The sequence below is a fragment of the Micromonospora sp. NPDC047707 genome (assembly GCF_040704235.1).
Taxonomy (GTDB): domain Bacteria; phylum Actinomycetota; class Actinomycetes; order Mycobacteriales; family Micromonosporaceae; genus Micromonospora.
The window spans coordinates 297,314-311,881 of record NZ_JBEYSU010000002.1 but is presented as its reverse complement, the minus strand read 5'-3'; the positions used below and the strand labels follow the sequence as shown (position 1 = coordinate 311,881).

Here is a 14,568-nt window from a genome sequence, read left to right as displayed (position 1 = left end):
TGAAGACCCTGGAGGTCTGCGGCCCCGCCAGGGGCCGCGCCCTGCCAAGACCGGCCGCTGCCAGGGGCGTCACAGCTCCGGCCTGCCTTCGTCCGGGGTGGAGGCGAGGGCGTGGAAGCGACGGGGGATCCGGCCGGCCCGGTACGCCAACCGGCCCGCCTCGACCGCGTGCCGCATCGCCGTCGCCATCGCCACCGGGTCGGCCGCGCGTGTCACCGCGCTGGCCAGCAGCACCGCGTCGCAGCCCAGCTCCATGGCGAGGGCCGCGTCGGACGCGGTGCCGATGCCGGCGTCCAGGATCACCGGCACGTCCACGCTCTGCCGGATGAGCCGGATGTGGTGCGGGTTGGACACCCCGAGCCCGGACCCGATCGGCGACCCCGCCGGCATCACGGCCGCGCAGCCGACGTCGGCGAGCCGGCGGGCGAGGATCGGATCGTCCGAGGTGTACGGCAGCACGGTGAACCCGTCGGCGACCAGCTCCTCGGCGGCGCGCAGCAGCTCCACCCCGTCGGGCAGCAGCGTGCGCTCGTCGCCGATCACCTCGAGCTTCACCCAGTCGGTGCCGAACGCCTCCCGCGCCAGGTGGGCCACCTTCACCGCCTCGCCGGCGGTGTAGCAGCCGGCCGTGTTGGGCAGCAGCCGCACCCCGCAGCGGTCGAGGAGGTCCAGCAGACCACCCGAGCCGCCGGAGGTGTCCACCCGGCGCAGAGCGAGCGTGACCAGCTCGGTGCCGGAGGCCCGGATCGCCTGCTCCAGCACGTGCAGGTTGGCCGCCCCGCCGGTGCCCAGGACCAGCCGCGAGGTGAACGTGACATCGCCCAGCTCGAAACCCACGCCGGTCACCCGCCCTGCGCCGCGCTGAGCACCTCGACCCGGTCGCCGTCCCGCAGCGGCGTCGCCGACCAGCCGCCACGCGGCACCACCTCGCCGTTGACGGCGACGGCGAGGCCGCGCTCCTGCTCGGTGACGGCGCGGACCAGGTCCGCGACGGTCGAGCCGCCGGGCAGGGTACGTCCGACCCCGTTCACGGTCAGTTCCACCGCTCCTCCTTCGTGGTCGTGCCGCCGGACACGCGCCCACCGGCGGCGCCCGGCGCACCCGGTGTGCCGGGTCCGAAGCGGTCGGGCGTGAACGGGGCGAGCAGCGGGCCCGGCTCGCCGGTGACGATCAGGTCGGTGATCAGGTCGGCGGTGATCGGGGTGAGCACGATCCCGTGCCGGTGGTGCCCGGCGGCGGCGAGCACGTCCGGCCGGCCCGGCAGCGGGCCGAGGATCGGCGCGTTGTCCGGCGTGCCGGGGCGGAGGCCGGCGAGCGTCTCGACCAGGTCGTACTCGCTCAGCTCCGGCACCAGGTCGACGGCCGCGCGGAGCAGGCGCAGCACCGCTCCGGCGGACACCGTCGTGTCGGTGCGCTCCTCGACGGTCGCCCCGACCACCACCTCGCCGTCGGCCCGCGGGACGAGATAGACGTGTTCGCCGTCCGCGTACCCCCGGATCACGTGCCGGAAGCCCGGCGCGGCGCCGCCGGGCGCGCGGAGCCGGAGCACCTGGCCCTTCACCGGCCGGACCGGCAGCCCGGTCAGCGCGGCGGCGCCGCAGCCGGCCGCGACCACGGTGACGTCGGCGGCCACGTCGGACAGCGAGCGGACCGCCCCGGCCACCAGCGTCACGCCGGCCCGCTCGGCGGCGGTCCGCAGGGCCGGCACCAGGCGGCGTGGGTCGACCTGGTGGTCGGTGGCGGCGAGGGCGCCGCCGCGCACCCGGGGCGCCAGCGCCGGCTCGCGCTCCCGCAACTCGGAGGGCCGCAGCGCGGCCACCGGCAGGCCGAGACCCTGCTGGTACGCCCACAGCCGCCGGGCCTCGGCCAGGTCGTCGGCGGTGAGCCCGACCAGGAGGGTGCCGTCGGCGCGGTAGCCGAGGTCGGCGCCGGAGGCGTCGGCCAGTTCGGCGGCGAACGCCGGCCAGCGGGCGGCCGAGGCGGTGAGCAACGCCGTCAGCTCGTGCTCCCCGAAGTACGCCTCGGCGACCGGCGCGAGCATCCCGGCGGCGACGTACGCGGCGCCCGACCCGGGGGCCGGATCGTGCACGACGACCCGCAGCCCGCGCGCGGCGCACCGCCAGGCGATCGCTAGCCCGACCGGCCCGGCCCCCACCACCGCAACGTCGGGTGCAAGGAAGGGCCCCTTGTTATCGCCTCCGGTAGAGGAAGGGCCCCCTCTTAACACGTCAGGGCCTTCAGCAGTTCGGCGGTGGCGCGGGCGGGGTCGGCGGCCCCGGAGAGGGCGCCGACCACCGCCACCCCGTACGCGCCGGCCGCCCGCAGGGCGGGCACGTCCTCCGCCGTCACTCCCCCGATGGCCACCACCGGCACGCTGACCGCCGCGGCGACCGCCCGGACTCCGGCCACGCCGATCGCGGTCGGGAGCCCGTCCTTGGTCGAGGTGGGCCGGTACGGCCCGACGCCCAGGTAGCTGGCCCCGGCGGCGACCGCCTCGCCGGCGGTGTCCGGGTCGCGGGCGGTCGCGCCGAGGACGGCCGCCGAACCCAGCACCGCGCGGGCCGCGCCGACCGGCAGGTCGTCGGCGCCCACGTGCCCGCCGTCGGCGCCCACCGCCAGCGCCACGTGGAGGCGGTCGTTCACCAGGCAGGTCGCCCGGTACCGCGCGCACAGCACGACCACGCGGCGGGCCAGGTCGTACGCCTCCCGGTCGGTCGCGTCGTCGGTCACCCGGACCTGGACGACCAGTTCGGCGCGGGCCACCGGCAGAGCGGCCCGGACGACGGCGAGCGGATCCCGCCCGGGACGGGTGTCGGTGATGAGATGCAGTCGTCCGAGGGACGGCACGGCAACACTCCTCCCTGCGCCGGCATTACCCGGATCAGGTTCGACGGTCGGGGGCTCACAGCCCCCCTCTCAGCCCGGTCCACCGGGCTCCCGTGGGTCACTTGCGCGTGTCACCGTACGACGGATCCCCCGGATCCGCCAAGTGCGGGTCGCCGTTTTCCCACTCACCGTCCGACGACGACGGTCGGGGCGGCGCGTCACCGTCCGGTCACGACATGCTGTCCGGATACCCTCCGCGCCGCGCCCGCCGCGCCGCCGGTCGCCCCGCCGCTTCCCGGCGGCACCACCATCGGGATCGGTCGTGGGCACCTCGCGCCGCGGCCCCGGCACCCCGCCGTCCGATGGACGGGGTACGGGCCGCCCCCTAGCCGTCGAGGACGGCGCGGAGGGCCACCAGGTCCTCGTCGCCGGGCTGCCAGGTGCCCGCCCCGGCGTTGGCGCGCACCTGCTCGGGCGTGGTGGCGCCGGCGATCACCGAGGTCACCGCCGGCTGGGCGGCGAGCCCGCCGATGGCCACCTGGAGCATCGTGAGACCGCGTTCGGCGGCGTACGCCTCGATCGCCTCGATGGTGTCCCAGTCGGCGGCGGCGAGGCGCTGCGCGTACCGGCCGCCACCGGCGAGACGGCTGCCGGCCGGTGGCGCCTGGTCCCGCTTGTACTTGCCGGTGAGCAGCCCGTTGGCGAGCGGGAAGAACGGCAGCATGCCGAGCCCGAACCGCTCGCACGCCGGGATGACCTCCGCCTCGACACCGCGCTCCACCAGGGAGTAGTGGTTCTGCGCGGAGATGAACCGGGTGCGCCCCTGCGAGGTGGCGGTCCAGTCGGCGTCGGCGATCTGCCAGCCGGCGAAGTTGGAGTTGCCCAGGTAGCGGACCTTGCCGGCGGTCAACAGGTCGTCCAGGGCGGCGAGCGTCTCGTCGATCGGGGTGCCCGGGTCGGGCTCGTGCATCTGGTACAGGTCGATGTGGTCGGTGCCGAGCCGGCGCAGCGACGCCTCCACGGCCCGCATGATGTAACGCCGGGCCCCCCGCGCGCCGTGGTCCGGCCCGTTGGCGCCGTGCATGTCCATGCCGAACTTGGTGGCGAGGACGACGTCCTCACGACGTCCCTTGAGCGCCTGCCCGAGCAGTTCCTCGGAGCCGCCCTGCGGCTCGCCGTAGATGTCGGCGGTGTCGAAGAAGTTGATGCCCGCGTCGAGCGCGGCCTCGACCACCGCGCGCGTCCCGTCGAGGTCGAGCTTGCGGCCGAAGTTGTTGCAGCCGATCCCGACCACGGACACCACGAGCCCGGAGTCGCCCAGCCGGCGGTACGTCATCTCAGTCACGAGATCCACCCTATTCCGGCCCGGATCACGCCACGTCCCAGACCGGCTCGGGGACCTCCGCCACCTCACCGTCGCCCCGGAACAGCACGAACCGGTCGAACGAGCGGGTGAACCAACGGTCGTGCGTCACGGCCACGACGGTGCCCTCGAAGGCGGCCAACCCCGCTTCGAGGGCCTCGGCCGACGCCAGGTCGAGGTTGTCGGTCGGCTCGTCGAGCAGGAGCAGGGTCGCCCCGGACAGCTCCAGCAGCAGCACCAGGAACCGCGCCTGCTGCCCGCCCGACAGGCTGCCGAACCGCTGGTCGCCCTGGCCGGGCAGCTCGTACCGGGACAGCGCCGCCATCGCCGCGTGCCGGTCCATACCCGCGCGGTGCTCGTCGCCGCGCCACAGGATGTCGACCAGCGTCCGGTCCATCAGTTCCGGCCGGTCGTGGGTCTGGGAGAAGTGCCCCGGCCGCACGCGGGCGCCGAGCCGGGCCACCCCGTCGTGCGTGACCGGCGCGAGGGCCTCCGCGCCGTCCACCGGTCCGTTCGCCGGGTCGGGGTCGGTGCCGCCGCGGGCGAGCAGCCGCAGGAAGTGCGACTTGCCGGTCCCGTTGGCGCCCAGCACGGCGACCCGGTCGCCGTACCAGATCTCCAGGTCGAAGGGGTAGGTCAGGCCGTCGAGCTCCAGCTGCTCGCAGATCACCGAGCGCTTCCCGGTCCGCCCGCCGGTGAGGCGCATCCGGATGTCCTGGTCCTTCGGTGGTACGGGCGGCGGTCCGGCCTCCTCGAACTTGCGCAACCGGGTCTGGGCGGCCTGGTAGCGGGAGGCCATCCCCGAGTTGTACGCGGCCTTCTGCTTGTACATGAGCATCAGCTCGCGCAGCTTCTGGTGCTCCTCGTCCCACCGCCGGCGCTGCTCGTCGAGACGGTCGTGCCGGGCGATCCGCGCCTCGTGCCAGCTCGCGAAGCCGCCGGGGTGCACCCAGGCGCCGCCGCCCTCGACGGCGACGACCCGGTCGGCGGTGTGGGCCAGCAGTTCCCGGTCGTGCGACACGTACAGCACGGACTTGCCGGATTCGCGGAGCCGCGCCTCCAGCCAGCGTTTGCCCGGCACGTCGAGGAAGTTGTCCGGCTCGTCGAGCAGCAGCACCTCGTCGGGGCCGCGGAGCAGCAGTTCCAGGGCGAAGCGCTTCTGCTGGCCGCCGGAGAGCGTCCGGACGGGACGGTCCCGCGCGGAGTCCCAGGGCAGGTCGAGCACGATCGTGGCGACGGTGTCGAAGAGCACCTCGGCGTCGTACCCGCCGGTCTCGCCCCAGGCGGCCAGCGCGTCCGCGTACGCGAGCTGCGCCTTGCCGGCGGCGGTGCTGTACTTGCCGCGCACCTCGGCCGTCCGCATGGCCGCCTCGGTCGCGGCGAGCCGGCGGCCGGCGGCGCGCAGGGCCGGCGGGGCGAGCGAGAGTGCCAGGTCCGCGAGCGTGGATTCATTGCCGATCATCCCGATGAACTGGCGCATCACGCCGAGCCCACCGGTACGCGCGATCGCGCCGCGCTGCACCGGGAGGTCACCGGCGACCATCCGCAGCAGCGTCGTCTTGCCCGCGCCGTTCGGCCCGACCAGCGCGACCTTGGCGCCCTCGCCGACCCGGAACGACACGTCGGCGAAGAGTTCCCGGCCGTCGGGCAGCGTGTGCCCGACGGCCGCCACGTCCACGTATCCCACGCCGGCATCCTGCCCGAGGGCCCGGCGGGGGCCAACCGATTACCTGGTGACCCGCAGCACCCGGTAGCCCTTCTGGCTGGCGTGTCGCTGGACCTGCCAGCTCTGCTCGGTGAGCCAGCGGTGCAGCGAGTCGCCGCCGAGGTGCCGGGCGACGACCAGCCAGGCGGCGCCGTCCGGGGCGAGCCTCGGCAGCCAGCGCAGCAGCAGCTGGTGCAGCTCGTCCTTGCCGATCCGGATCGGCGGGTTGGACCAGATCTCGGCGAAGGTCACGTCGGCCGGTACGCCCTCCGGCGGCGCGACGCGCACCCGGTCCGCCGCGCCGACCTGGGCGGCGTTGGCCGCTGTGAGCTCGCGCGCCCGCTCGTTGACGTCCACCGCCCAGACGGTGGCCAACGGTGCCGAGGTGGCGAGCACGCAGGTGATCGGTCCGAAGCCGCAGCCGAGGTCGAGCAGGTCGCCGGTGGTGCCGGGAGCCGGCAGCTCCGCCTTGCGCAGCAGCACCGCGGTCCCGGGGTCGAGGCGGGCGGCGGAGAAGACCCCGCCGGAGGAGGCCAGGGTGTAGTCGCGGCCGGCGACGGAGAACTCGACCTCGCGCGGCTGGGCGGGGGTCGCGGGTTCGGGGGTGAAGTAGTGGTCGCCGGTCACACGCGCGATTCTTCCACCGGCTGACGGGGGGCATGGCGACACCCCGCGTCATCACAATTTCCCATTATTACCCCCTAAAGGGACAATGGCTCTTACTCTGGGCGACATGGTGTATCGGTACGAGTCCGATGAGGACGCATTCGTGGAGCACCCGGAGCCCGGGTCGGACCTGTCGGCGCTCGGCCCTGGTTCGCCTCCGCCGGCGGGGCCGTCGCCGTCCCGCTTCCCCACCCCGTCACTGCCCCGGACCACCCGGAGACCACCGCCACCCCCCGAGCCCGCCCGCCCGCCGGCTCCCGAGCCGCCCCGCGCGCCGGCACCGAAGCCCGCCCCCACGTTCGCGCCGGAGCCCGCCGCCACGTACAGCGCCGAGCCGGTCCCCGCACGGGCGCCGGAGCCCGCACCAGCGGCGGAGCCGTCCCGCGCACCGGCCGCCACGCCACCCCAGGCGGAGGTCTACTCCCCGGCCGCAGCACCCCCGCCCCGCGGCGGCGGCCGGATGTGGCAGGTCGTGGTCGGCGGCGCGGCGGTGCTGGTCCTGCTCGCGCTCTGCGGGCTCGGCGCGGCCGCCCTGCTCGGCGAGCGCGGTGCTGACCTCGTCAACCCGCCGAACAACCAGCCCGCGGCGGCGGACGAGAGCCCCGAGCCGGAGGCGAACGACCTCGACTCCCGGGACACCGACCAGGCACCGCTGAGCGCCAAGGAGGTCTTCCCGGGCAAGCAGCTCGTCGTCTCCGACGGGCAGCCCGCGTACCAGGTGCTGAAGACGCAGTCCAGCGGCAGCTGCGCCATCGCCGCCACCGGCGAGGTCGCCGAGCTGCTCACCCGCCTCGGCTGCAACCAGGTGGTCCGGGCGACGTTGCGCACCCGGGACGGCGACCACCTGGTCACCGCCGGCCTGTTCAACCTCACCGACCGGGCCAGCGCCGAACGCGCCCGCGACCGGATCCGGCAGATGCTCGACGAGCGGCAGGGCCGGTTCCGGGGCATGGCCGCCGACGAGGAGTCCGAGGCGATCGCCACCGCCCCGGCCCGGGTCGGCTGGCAGGTACGCGGCCACTACCTCGCGTACGCGCTGGTGGCCCGCTCCGACGGCGAGTCCGTCCGCGCCGGCGACACGCAGGTCCGCGAGATCCTCTTCGACATGATCGAACTGCACCTCAACCAGGGCGTCCTGGAGCGGCGGGCGAACGGCGGCGTGGCCGGCCAACCCACGGCCGACCCCGACGACGGCACCGCCTCCCAGAACGGCACCCGGAACTGAGCTCCGGGCACAGCGGGTGCGGGGCTGTCCGGCCGCGCACCCGCTCCGCCGTGCGCTCAGCTCTCCACCGGTACGCGCAGCCGCCGGGTGAGGTCCGCGCGGCGGGCGTACTCGGCCGGGTCCTCGGGGTAGCCGACGGCGACCAGGGTGAGCCCGTGCGCGGGGGCGACCGTCACCTCACTGGCCCGCTCCCGGCGGCTGAGCAGGCCGGCCGGCCATTCGACCGGCCGCCGGCCGTCCCCGACGGTCAGCATCGCGCCGACCAGACTGCGCACCATCGCCTGGCAGAACGCGTCGGCCTGGACGGTGGCGACGAGGATGCCGTCCGGATCCCGCCGCCAGTCGAGCCGGGTCACCTCGCGCAGCGTGGTGGCGTTCTCCTTCCGCCGGCAGTACGCGGCGAAGTCGTGCTCCCCCACCAGCCCGGCGGCGGCGGCGGTCAGCGCCGCCAGGTCGAGCGGCCTCGGCCAGGCGAGGGTGTCGTGCCGGCGCAGCGGCTCCGCGCCCCAGGGTGTGTCGGTGACGCGGTACTCGTAGCGCCGGAAGGTCGCCGAGAACCGCGCGTCGAAGTCGGCCGGCACCTCGGTCATGGCCCGCACCCGCACGTCGGTGGGGAGCAGCCGGGCGAACCGGCGTAGCAGCCGCCCCTCGTGCTGCCGCCAGACGTCCGCCGGCAGGTCGACGTGGCAGACCTGCCCGGTGGCGTGCACCCCGGCGTCGGTCCGGCCGGCCACGGTCAGGCCGGTCGCGGTCCCGGCGCCGAGCACCAGGTCGAGGGTCTGCGCGAGGACCCCGGCGACGGTACGCCGCTCCGGCTGGGCGGCCCAGCCGGAGAAGCCGGTGCCGTCGTACGAGACGTCCAGCCGCAGCCGGATGCCCTCGTCCACCTCGTACCCCCTCTGACGCCGCGGGCCCGACACCCCAGGGGGTGCCGGGCCCGACAAAGACCCTGATCAGGCCTTGTTCTGCTCGTTGTTCTCCTCGACGGCGAGGTCGCTGTCCTCGCGCGCCTCGGCGGTGTCACCCGACGCCGACACGGGCGCCTCGGCGTCCTGGTCGTTGTCGGCCGACTTCGGGGCCTCCTCGGCCGGGGCGAGCGCCTCGACCTTGTCCTGCTGGGCGGCCTTGCGGGCGGCGGTCTTCTTGTTCGCCTTCGGCTCGGCGACCTGCAGCTCCTCGACCAGCTCGATGATCGCCATCGGCGCGGCGTCACCCTTGCGCGGACCGGTCTTCACGATCCGGGTGTAGCCACCGTTGCGGTTGGCGTACCGCGGCGCGATCTGGTCGAACAGGGCGTAGACCACGTCCTTGTCCTTGACGACGGCGAGCACCCGACGCCGGGAGGCCAGGTCACCGCGCTTGGCCTTGGTGATCAGCTGCTCCGCGAGCGGACGCAGCCGCCGGGCCTTGGTCTCGGTGGTCTGGATCTTGCCGTGCTGGAACAGCGACGTGGCCAGGTTGGCCAGCATCAGCCGCTCGTGCGCCGGGCTGCCGCCGAGGCGGGGACCCTTGGTGGGCGTGGGCATTCTCGGTGCTCCTCGTTAATCCTCAGCCGCGCTTACAGCTGCTCAGTCTCGCGGTAGTCCTCGGTGTCGTAGTCGGCCTCACCGAAGGCGTCCACGACGTGCGCCGGGTCGAAGTTCGGGGCGGAGTCCTTCAGCCCCAGACCCATCCCGGCGAGCTTCATCTTGACCTCGTCGATCGACTTCTGGCCGAAGTTGCGGATGTCGAGGAGGTCGGCCTCGGTACGCCCGATGAGCTCACCAACGGTGTTGATGCCCTCGCGCTTGAGGCAGTTGTAGGAGCGGACGGTGAGGTCCAGCTCCTCGATCGGCAGCGCCAGGTCCGCCGCCAGCTGGGCGTCCTGCGGGGACGGCCCGATGTCGATGCCCTCGGCGGTCTCGTCCAGCTCCCGGGCCAGGCCGAAGAGCTCGACCAGCGTCGAACCGGCGGAGGCCAGCGCGGTGCGCGGGCCCATCGACGGCTTGGTCTCGACGTCGATGATCAGCCGGTCGAAGTCGGTCCGCTGCTCGACACGGGTCGCCTCGACGCGGTAGGTGACCTTCAGCACCGGCGAGTAGATCGAGTCGACCGGGATGCGGCCGATCTCGGCGCCGGCCTGCTTGTTCTGCGCAGCCGTCACGTAGCCGCGACCCCGCTCGACGGTCAGCTCCATGTCGAGCCGGCCCTTGCCGTTGAGGGTGGCGAGCTTCAGGTCCGGGTTGTGCACCGAGACGCCGGCCGGGGGCTGGATGTCACCGGCGGTCACGTCGCCCGGGCCCTGCTTGCGCAGGTACATGCTGACCGGCTCGTCGTGCTCGGAGCTGACGCACAGCTCCTTGATGTTCATGACGAGCTCGACCACGTCCTCCTTGACCCCGGGGATCGTGGTGAACTCGTGCAGCACACCGTCGATCTTGATCGAGGTCACCGCCGCGCCGGGGATGGACGACAGCAGCGTCCGGCGCAGCGAGTTGCCCAGGGTGTAGCCGAAGCCCGGCTCCAGCGGCTCGATGGTGAACCGGGACCGGGTCTCGTTGATCGACTCCTCGGAGAGGGTCGGTCGCTGGGAGATGAGCATGTCTTCTCTTCTCTTCCGGGGCGCCCGCCATATGACGCCCACGACACAAACGGTTCCGGTGGCCCGCCCTGGAGGGCGGGCCACCGCAACGAGCTCTTACTTGGAGTAGAGCTCGACGATCAGCTGCTCCTGGACCTGGGTGTCGATCACCTGGCGGGCCGGGAGCGAGTGCACGAGGATCTTCATCTGGCTCGGGATGGCCTCCAGCCACGCCGGAACCGACCGCGAACCGGCCTGAGCCTGCGCCACCAGGAACGGGGTGAGCTGCTTGCTCTTAACCCGGACCTCGATGATGTCGTGCTCCTTGACGCGGTACGACGGGATGTCGACCTTCTTGCCGTTCACCGTGAAGTGACCGTGCTTGACCAGCTGACGGGCCTGGTCCCGGGAGCTGGCGTAGCCGGCCCGGTAGACCACGTTGTCCAGCCGCGACTCGAGGATCTGCAGGAGGACCTCACCGGTCTTGGCCTGCTTGGCCACGGCCTCCTCGTAGTAACCGCGGAACTGCTTCTCCAGCACGCCGTACACCCGGCGGGCCTTCTGCTTCTCCCGGAGCTGGAGCAGGTACTCCGTCTCCTTGGTACGGCCACGGCCGTGCTGCCCGGGCGGGAACGGCCGGGACTCGAACGGGCACTTCGGGCCATCGCACTTGCTGCCCTTGAGGAACAGCTTCATCTTCTCCCGCCGGCAACGGCGGCAGTCAGCACCGGTGTAACGAGCCATCTCTCTCTACCTCTCAGACCCGGCGACGCTTCGGCGGACGGCACCCGTTGTGCGGCTGCGGGGTCACGTCGGAGATCTGCCCGACCTCGAGACCGGCGGCCTGCAGCGAACGGATGGCGGTCTCCCGGCCGGAGCCGGGGCCCTTGACGAACACGTCGACCTTGCGCATGCCGTGCTCCATCGCCCGACGCGCGGCGGCCTCGGCGGCCAGCTGCGCGGCGAACGGGGTCGACTTGCGGGAGCCCTTGAAGCCCACCTGGCCCGACGAGGCCCAGGAGATGACCGCACCGGTCGGGTCCGTGATGGACACGATGGTGTTGTTGAAGGTGCTCTTGATGTGCGCCTGCCCGTGGGCGACGTTCTTGCGTTCCTTGCGCCGGACCTTCTTGACGGCGGCTCCGGCACGAGCCTTCGGTGGCATAAGTCTGTGCGCTCCTAATTACTTCTTGCCGGGCTTCTTCTTGCCGGCGACGGTCCGCTTCGGGCCCTTGCGGGTGCGGGCGTTGGTCCGCGTCCGCTGGCCACGAACCGGCAGACCGCGGCGGTGCCGGATGCCGGCGTAGCAGCCGATCTCGACCTTGCGGCGGATGTCCGCGGCGACCTCGCGGCGCAGGTCGCCTTCAACCTTGTAGTTGCCCTCGATGTGGTCGCGGAGCTGCACGAGCTCCTCGTCCGTGAGGTCCCGGGCGCGCTTGTCCGGCGAGATGCCGGTGGCGGCGAGCGTCTCCAGGGCGCGGGTGCGACCCACGCCGAAGATGTAGGTGAGCGCGATCTCCATCCGCTTGTCGCGGGGGAGATCGACGCCGGCTAGACGTGCCATGTGCGGGCGTACTCCTCGTGATGTGCTGGCGGAGGTGTGGACCCGCCCCACCCCGCTACCGGCCGTCCCTGTCCTTCCGGCGCCTGTCAGCACCGGCGACCGGGATCGGTCGCTGCCCGAGCGGGCCCCGGCCTCCGACCGGGGGTCAACCACGATGAGGTACGCGCTGCGCACTCCCGCGGCTGGGACGAGCATGTGATGTGTTGTGTCAGGATCTGCGGCCCGGACCGGTTGTCGACCGGCCGCGGTGTCGCGACCGGCCGGAACTGGTTCAGCCCTGGCGCTGCTTGTGGCGCGGGTCGGTGCAGATGACCATGACCCGGCCGTGCCGGCGGATCACCCGGCACTTGTTGCAGATCCGCTTGACGCTCGGCTTGACCTTCACGGTTGCCTTACTTCCCATCTGGCCCGGCGACGCGGTGTTCGCGACTCCGGGCGACGAAGACGGACACGGGACTCACCCGGCCGCCGTCAGGCTTACTTGTAGCGGTAGACGATGCGCCCTCGGGTCAGGTCGTACGGCGAGAGTTCGACGACGACCCGGTCCTCCGGCAGGATGCGGATGTAGTGCTGCCGCATCTTGCCGCTGATGTGAGCCAGCACCTTGTGACCGTTCGCGAGCTCCACGCGGAACATGGCGTTCGGCAGGGGCTCGATGACCCGGCCCTCGATCTCGATGGCTCCGTCTTTTTTCGGCATGTCCTCCGCTGTCCTGACGTCGGTTGCTCCGGACGGCCCACAACGTCTTACACGGGATGACTGATCAAGATCAGATGCCCGCGCCAGCCGCGGCTCCGACGCCCACCGAAGCGCAGGGTGGGCATGCCGGAGTGGACGCTGTGCGCCGATCAGAAAGTGTACGCCCGCCTGCGCGCCGCCGCCAAACCGACCACCCATTGCCGGCGCTACGAACAGAATGATCCGGACGTTCAGCCCGATTCGCCCGGAGGTTTCCCACTCTCGCGTCGCGCCGCCTTCCGCTCCCGCTTGCGGGCCCGCTTCTCCCGGCGCCGCTCCCGCTCGGCCGCCCAGCGCGCCGGCTCACCCGACGTGATCCCGAGCACAGTGCGGACCAGCAGCACCGCTCCCCACGGACCCGCCACCCACCCGGGCCAGAAGTAGAGCGCGTCCCCGGCCAGCAGCGACGTCACCGCCCAGACCGCCACCACGATCGGGACGACCTTCAACCACGGCTCCCACACCTCGACGAGCCACCGGGCGACGACCGGACGGGCCCCGACGGCCGGCATCCCGGCCGGCCCGGTCACCCCGCCCGGCGGGGCGAGGGCGTTCCCGCCCGGGACGACGAGCGCCGAGGCCGCGGCGCCGGCCGGCGCCGGCAGGTCCGCGAGCAGCGCGTCGAGTTCGCCGTACGTGCGGGCGGTGTACGCCTGCTGGAGGCGCTCGTCGTACTCGTGCAGGTCCAGACGCCCCTCGTCCACGGCCGCCCGCAACCGGTCGGCCACCGCCTGCCGGTCGGCGTCGGCGGCCCGCATCCCGTCCCGCCCCTGCATGCGTTCCAGCATGCCACCGGCGTGCCACCGGTCGCGATCCCGCGCCGGCCGGTCCCTTGGTCGACTCCGTGCCGCCGCCATCGTGGCATCCGCGGCGGGCCGAAACAGCGATGGCACCGGCATCGAGTTGATCACGTGAGTCGGACAGCCCCTTGTCGGCCGCCGGGGTCCGGCGAAGGGCGAGGGTAACCGGCGGACGGAGCCGACGGACCAGGCGGCCACGGCAGGCTGGCGGCCGAGGCCCGGACGGGTCAGGCGGCCGGAGCCGGCTGGCGGGCGGTGACCAGGTCGCCGAGGCGCTCCCGGCCGCCGTCCGGCGCGGTGAGCACCCACACCCCGTCGGGCAGCAACGCCATGGTGTGCTCGACGTGCACGGCCATCGACCCGTCCCGGGTCACCACGGTCCAGCCGTCGGCCAGCTCCGCCGTACGCGGCGAGCCCAGGGTGATCATCGGCTCGATGGCGAGGGCCATGCCGGGCACGAGGCGGGGCCCCTTGCCCGGGCGTCCGTGGTTGAGCACGTGCGGGTCCTGGTGCATCTCGGTGCCGATGCCGTGGCCGCCGTACCCGTCGACGATGCCGTACCGCCCGCCCTTGCGGACCGCCGTCTCGACGGCGTGGGAGATGTCGGTGAGCCGGCCCCTGCCGCTGGCGGCGCCGCGGGCGGCCGCGGCGATGCCGGCCCACATCGCGTCCTCGGCGACCGCGGCCATCGCCAGCAGCGCCGGGTTCACGTCGCCGACGCCGACGGTGATCGCGGCGTCGCCGTGCCAGCCGTCCAGCACCGCGCCGCAGTCGATCGAGATGAGATCGCCGTCCTGGAGCACCTGCCGGGGGGACGGGATGGCGTGCACGACCTGCTCGTTGACCGAGGAGCAGATCGAGGCGGGGAAGCCGTGGTAACCCTTGAAGGAGGGGACCGCGCCGGCCTCGCGGATGGTGGCCTCGGCGATGGCGTCCAGGTCCGCGGTGCTGACACCGGGCGCGACGGCCTCGCGCATCCGGCGGAGCGCCTCGGCCACCACCAGCCCCGCGGCCCGCATCTTCTCGATCTGGTCAGGAGTCTTCAGCTGGATGTCCAGCTGGGGACGGCGCATCGGGTCGTTACCTTTCCTGCCGAAGAGCGGGGCACGCCGTCGCGTACC

18 protein-coding genes and 1 riboswitch are annotated in these 14,568 nt (G+C 73.3%); of the genes, 1 reads left to right on the top strand and 17 read right to left on the bottom strand.

What is annotated here, in order from left to right:
- Window positions 1-69: 69 nt before the first annotated feature.
- The 7 genes from AB0873_RS03750 to AB0873_RS03720 all read right to left on the bottom strand — a co-directional run bounded on the left by AB0873_RS03750 (window position 70) and on the right by AB0873_RS03720 (window position 6,521).
- Window positions 70-846 carry a thiazole synthase gene (locus AB0873_RS03750; protein ID WP_366598259.1) on the bottom strand — a complete coding sequence of 259 codons (777 nt, stop codon included), beginning with the start codon at window positions 844-846 and terminating at the stop codon, window positions 70-72.
- Window positions 843-1,043: a sulfur carrier protein ThiS gene (thiS, locus tag AB0873_RS03745; RefSeq protein WP_366598258.1), complete on the bottom strand. Its 201-nt coding sequence runs from the start codon at window positions 1,041-1,043 to the stop codon at window positions 843-845. The genes AB0873_RS03750 and thiS overlap by 4 nt, the downstream gene beginning before the upstream one ends.
- Window positions 1,034-2,227: a glycine oxidase ThiO gene (gene thiO / locus AB0873_RS03740; protein ID WP_366598257.1), complete on the bottom strand. Its 1,194-nt coding sequence runs from the start codon at window positions 2,225-2,227 to the stop codon at window positions 1,034-1,036. The genes thiS and thiO overlap by 10 nt, the downstream gene beginning before the upstream one ends.
- Complete coding sequence (thiE, locus tag AB0873_RS03735) at window positions 2,221-2,847, bottom strand: thiamine phosphate synthase (RefSeq protein WP_366598256.1); 627 nt, start codon at window positions 2,845-2,847, stop codon at window positions 2,221-2,223. The genes thiO and thiE overlap by 7 nt, the downstream gene beginning before the upstream one ends.
- Window positions 2,842-2,950, bottom strand: a riboswitch (TPP riboswitch). It overlaps the preceding gene by 6 nt.
- A gap of 261 nt (window positions 2,951-3,211) precedes the next feature.
- Complete coding sequence (locus tag AB0873_RS03730; protein WP_366598255.1) at window positions 3,212-4,180, bottom strand: aldo/keto reductase; 969 nt, start codon at window positions 4,178-4,180, stop codon at window positions 3,212-3,214.
- 16 nt (window positions 4,181-4,196) lie between these two features.
- Window positions 4,197-5,876: an ATP-binding cassette domain-containing protein gene (locus AB0873_RS03725; protein ID WP_366598254.1), complete on the bottom strand. Its 1,680-nt coding sequence runs from the start codon at window positions 5,874-5,876 to the stop codon at window positions 4,197-4,199.
- A 39-nt stretch (window positions 5,877-5,915) separates the two neighbouring features.
- Window positions 5,916-6,521 (bottom strand): methyltransferase, encoded by a 606-nt coding sequence (locus tag AB0873_RS03720; RefSeq protein WP_366598253.1) that lies wholly within the window; start codon window positions 6,519-6,521, stop codon window positions 5,916-5,918.
- A 106-nt stretch (window positions 6,522-6,627) separates the two neighbouring features.
- Between AB0873_RS03720 and AB0873_RS03715 the strand changes: the two genes are divergently transcribed.
- Window positions 6,628-7,785 carry a hypothetical protein gene (locus tag AB0873_RS03715; RefSeq protein ID WP_366598252.1) on the top strand — a complete coding sequence of 386 codons (1,158 nt, stop codon included), beginning with the start codon at window positions 6,628-6,630 and terminating at the stop codon, window positions 7,783-7,785.
- 56 nt (window positions 7,786-7,841) lie between these two features.
- On the opposite strand, the gene truA is transcribed toward AB0873_RS03715, so the two are convergent.
- From truA to map, 10 genes are all read right to left on the bottom strand, one after another.
- Window positions 7,842-8,672: a tRNA pseudouridine(38-40) synthase TruA gene (truA, locus tag AB0873_RS03710; protein WP_366598251.1), complete on the bottom strand. Its 831-nt coding sequence runs from the start codon at window positions 8,670-8,672 to the stop codon at window positions 7,842-7,844.
- Between the two features lie 66 nt (window positions 8,673-8,738).
- Window positions 8,739-9,311 (bottom strand): 50S ribosomal protein L17, encoded by a 573-nt coding sequence (gene rplQ, locus AB0873_RS03705; protein ID WP_155330246.1) that lies wholly within the window; start codon window positions 9,309-9,311, stop codon window positions 8,739-8,741.
- Between the two features lie 32 nt (window positions 9,312-9,343).
- The gene (locus tag AB0873_RS03700) at window positions 9,344-10,366 is read right to left on the bottom strand and encodes a DNA-directed RNA polymerase subunit alpha (protein WP_155330245.1); all 1,023 of its coding nucleotides are present in this window, start codon (window positions 10,364-10,366) and stop codon (window positions 9,344-9,346) included.
- Between the two features lie 96 nt (window positions 10,367-10,462).
- Window positions 10,463-11,089 carry a 30S ribosomal protein S4 gene (gene rpsD / locus AB0873_RS03695; RefSeq protein ID WP_366598250.1) on the bottom strand — a complete coding sequence of 209 codons (627 nt, stop codon included), beginning with the start codon at window positions 11,087-11,089 and terminating at the stop codon, window positions 10,463-10,465.
- A gap of 13 nt (window positions 11,090-11,102) precedes the next feature.
- Window positions 11,103-11,510, bottom strand: a complete 408-nt coding sequence (rpsK, locus tag AB0873_RS03690; RefSeq protein ID WP_014440747.1) for a 30S ribosomal protein S11 — start codon at window positions 11,508-11,510, stop codon at window positions 11,103-11,105.
- Between the two features lie 18 nt (window positions 11,511-11,528).
- Window positions 11,529-11,909 carry a 30S ribosomal protein S13 gene (gene rpsM, locus AB0873_RS03685; RefSeq protein WP_155330243.1) on the bottom strand — a complete coding sequence of 127 codons (381 nt, stop codon included), beginning with the start codon at window positions 11,907-11,909 and terminating at the stop codon, window positions 11,529-11,531.
- 271 nt (window positions 11,910-12,180) lie between these two features.
- Window positions 12,181-12,294, bottom strand: a complete 114-nt coding sequence (rpmJ, locus tag AB0873_RS03680; RefSeq protein ID WP_012184307.1) for a 50S ribosomal protein L36 — start codon at window positions 12,292-12,294, stop codon at window positions 12,181-12,183.
- A 92-nt stretch (window positions 12,295-12,386) separates the two neighbouring features.
- Window positions 12,387-12,608: a translation initiation factor IF-1 gene (infA, locus tag AB0873_RS03675; protein ID WP_007073013.1), complete on the bottom strand. Its 222-nt coding sequence runs from the start codon at window positions 12,606-12,608 to the stop codon at window positions 12,387-12,389.
- A gap of 230 nt (window positions 12,609-12,838) precedes the next feature.
- Window positions 12,839-13,423 carry a DUF1707 domain-containing protein gene (locus AB0873_RS03670; RefSeq protein ID WP_366598301.1) on the bottom strand — a complete coding sequence of 195 codons (585 nt, stop codon included), beginning with the start codon at window positions 13,421-13,423 and terminating at the stop codon, window positions 12,839-12,841.
- 251 nt (window positions 13,424-13,674) lie between these two features.
- The gene (map, locus tag AB0873_RS03665; RefSeq protein WP_366598249.1) at window positions 13,675-14,520 is read right to left on the bottom strand and encodes a type I methionyl aminopeptidase; all 846 of its coding nucleotides are present in this window, start codon (window positions 14,518-14,520) and stop codon (window positions 13,675-13,677) included.
- Window positions 14,521-14,568 lie beyond the last annotated feature (48 nt).

Bases quoted from the DNA above. Each gene is read 5' to 3' on its own strand.
- AB0873_RS03715 (WP_366598252.1), top strand. From the start codon at position 6,628: ATGGTGTATCGGTACGAGTCCGATGAGGACGCATTCGTGGAGCACCCG.
- rplQ (WP_155330246.1), bottom strand. From the start codon at position 9,311: ATGCCCACGCCCACCAAGGGTCCCCGCCTCGGCGGCAGCCCGGCGCAC.
- AB0873_RS03700 (WP_155330245.1), bottom strand. From the start codon at position 10,366: ATGCTCATCTCCCAGCGACCGACCCTCTCCGAGGAGTCGATCAACGAG.
- rpsD (WP_366598250.1), bottom strand. From the start codon at position 11,089: ATGGCTCGTTACACCGGTGCTGACTGCCGCCGTTGCCGGCGGGAGAAG.
- rpsK (WP_014440747.1), bottom strand. From the start codon at position 11,510: ATGCCACCGAAGGCTCGTGCCGGAGCCGCCGTCAAGAAGGTCCGGCGC.
- rpsM (WP_155330243.1), bottom strand. From the start codon at position 11,909: ATGGCACGTCTAGCCGGCGTCGATCTCCCCCGCGACAAGCGGATGGAG.
- infA (WP_007073013.1), bottom strand. From the start codon at position 12,608: ATGCCGAAAAAAGACGGAGCCATCGAGATCGAGGGCCGGGTCATCGAG.
- AB0873_RS03670 (WP_366598301.1), bottom strand. From the start codon at position 13,423: ATGCAGGGGCGGGACGGGATGCGGGCCGCCGACGCCGACCGGCAGGCG.
- map (WP_366598249.1), bottom strand. From the start codon at position 14,520: ATGCGCCGTCCCCAGCTGGACATCCAGCTGAAGACTCCTGACCAGATC.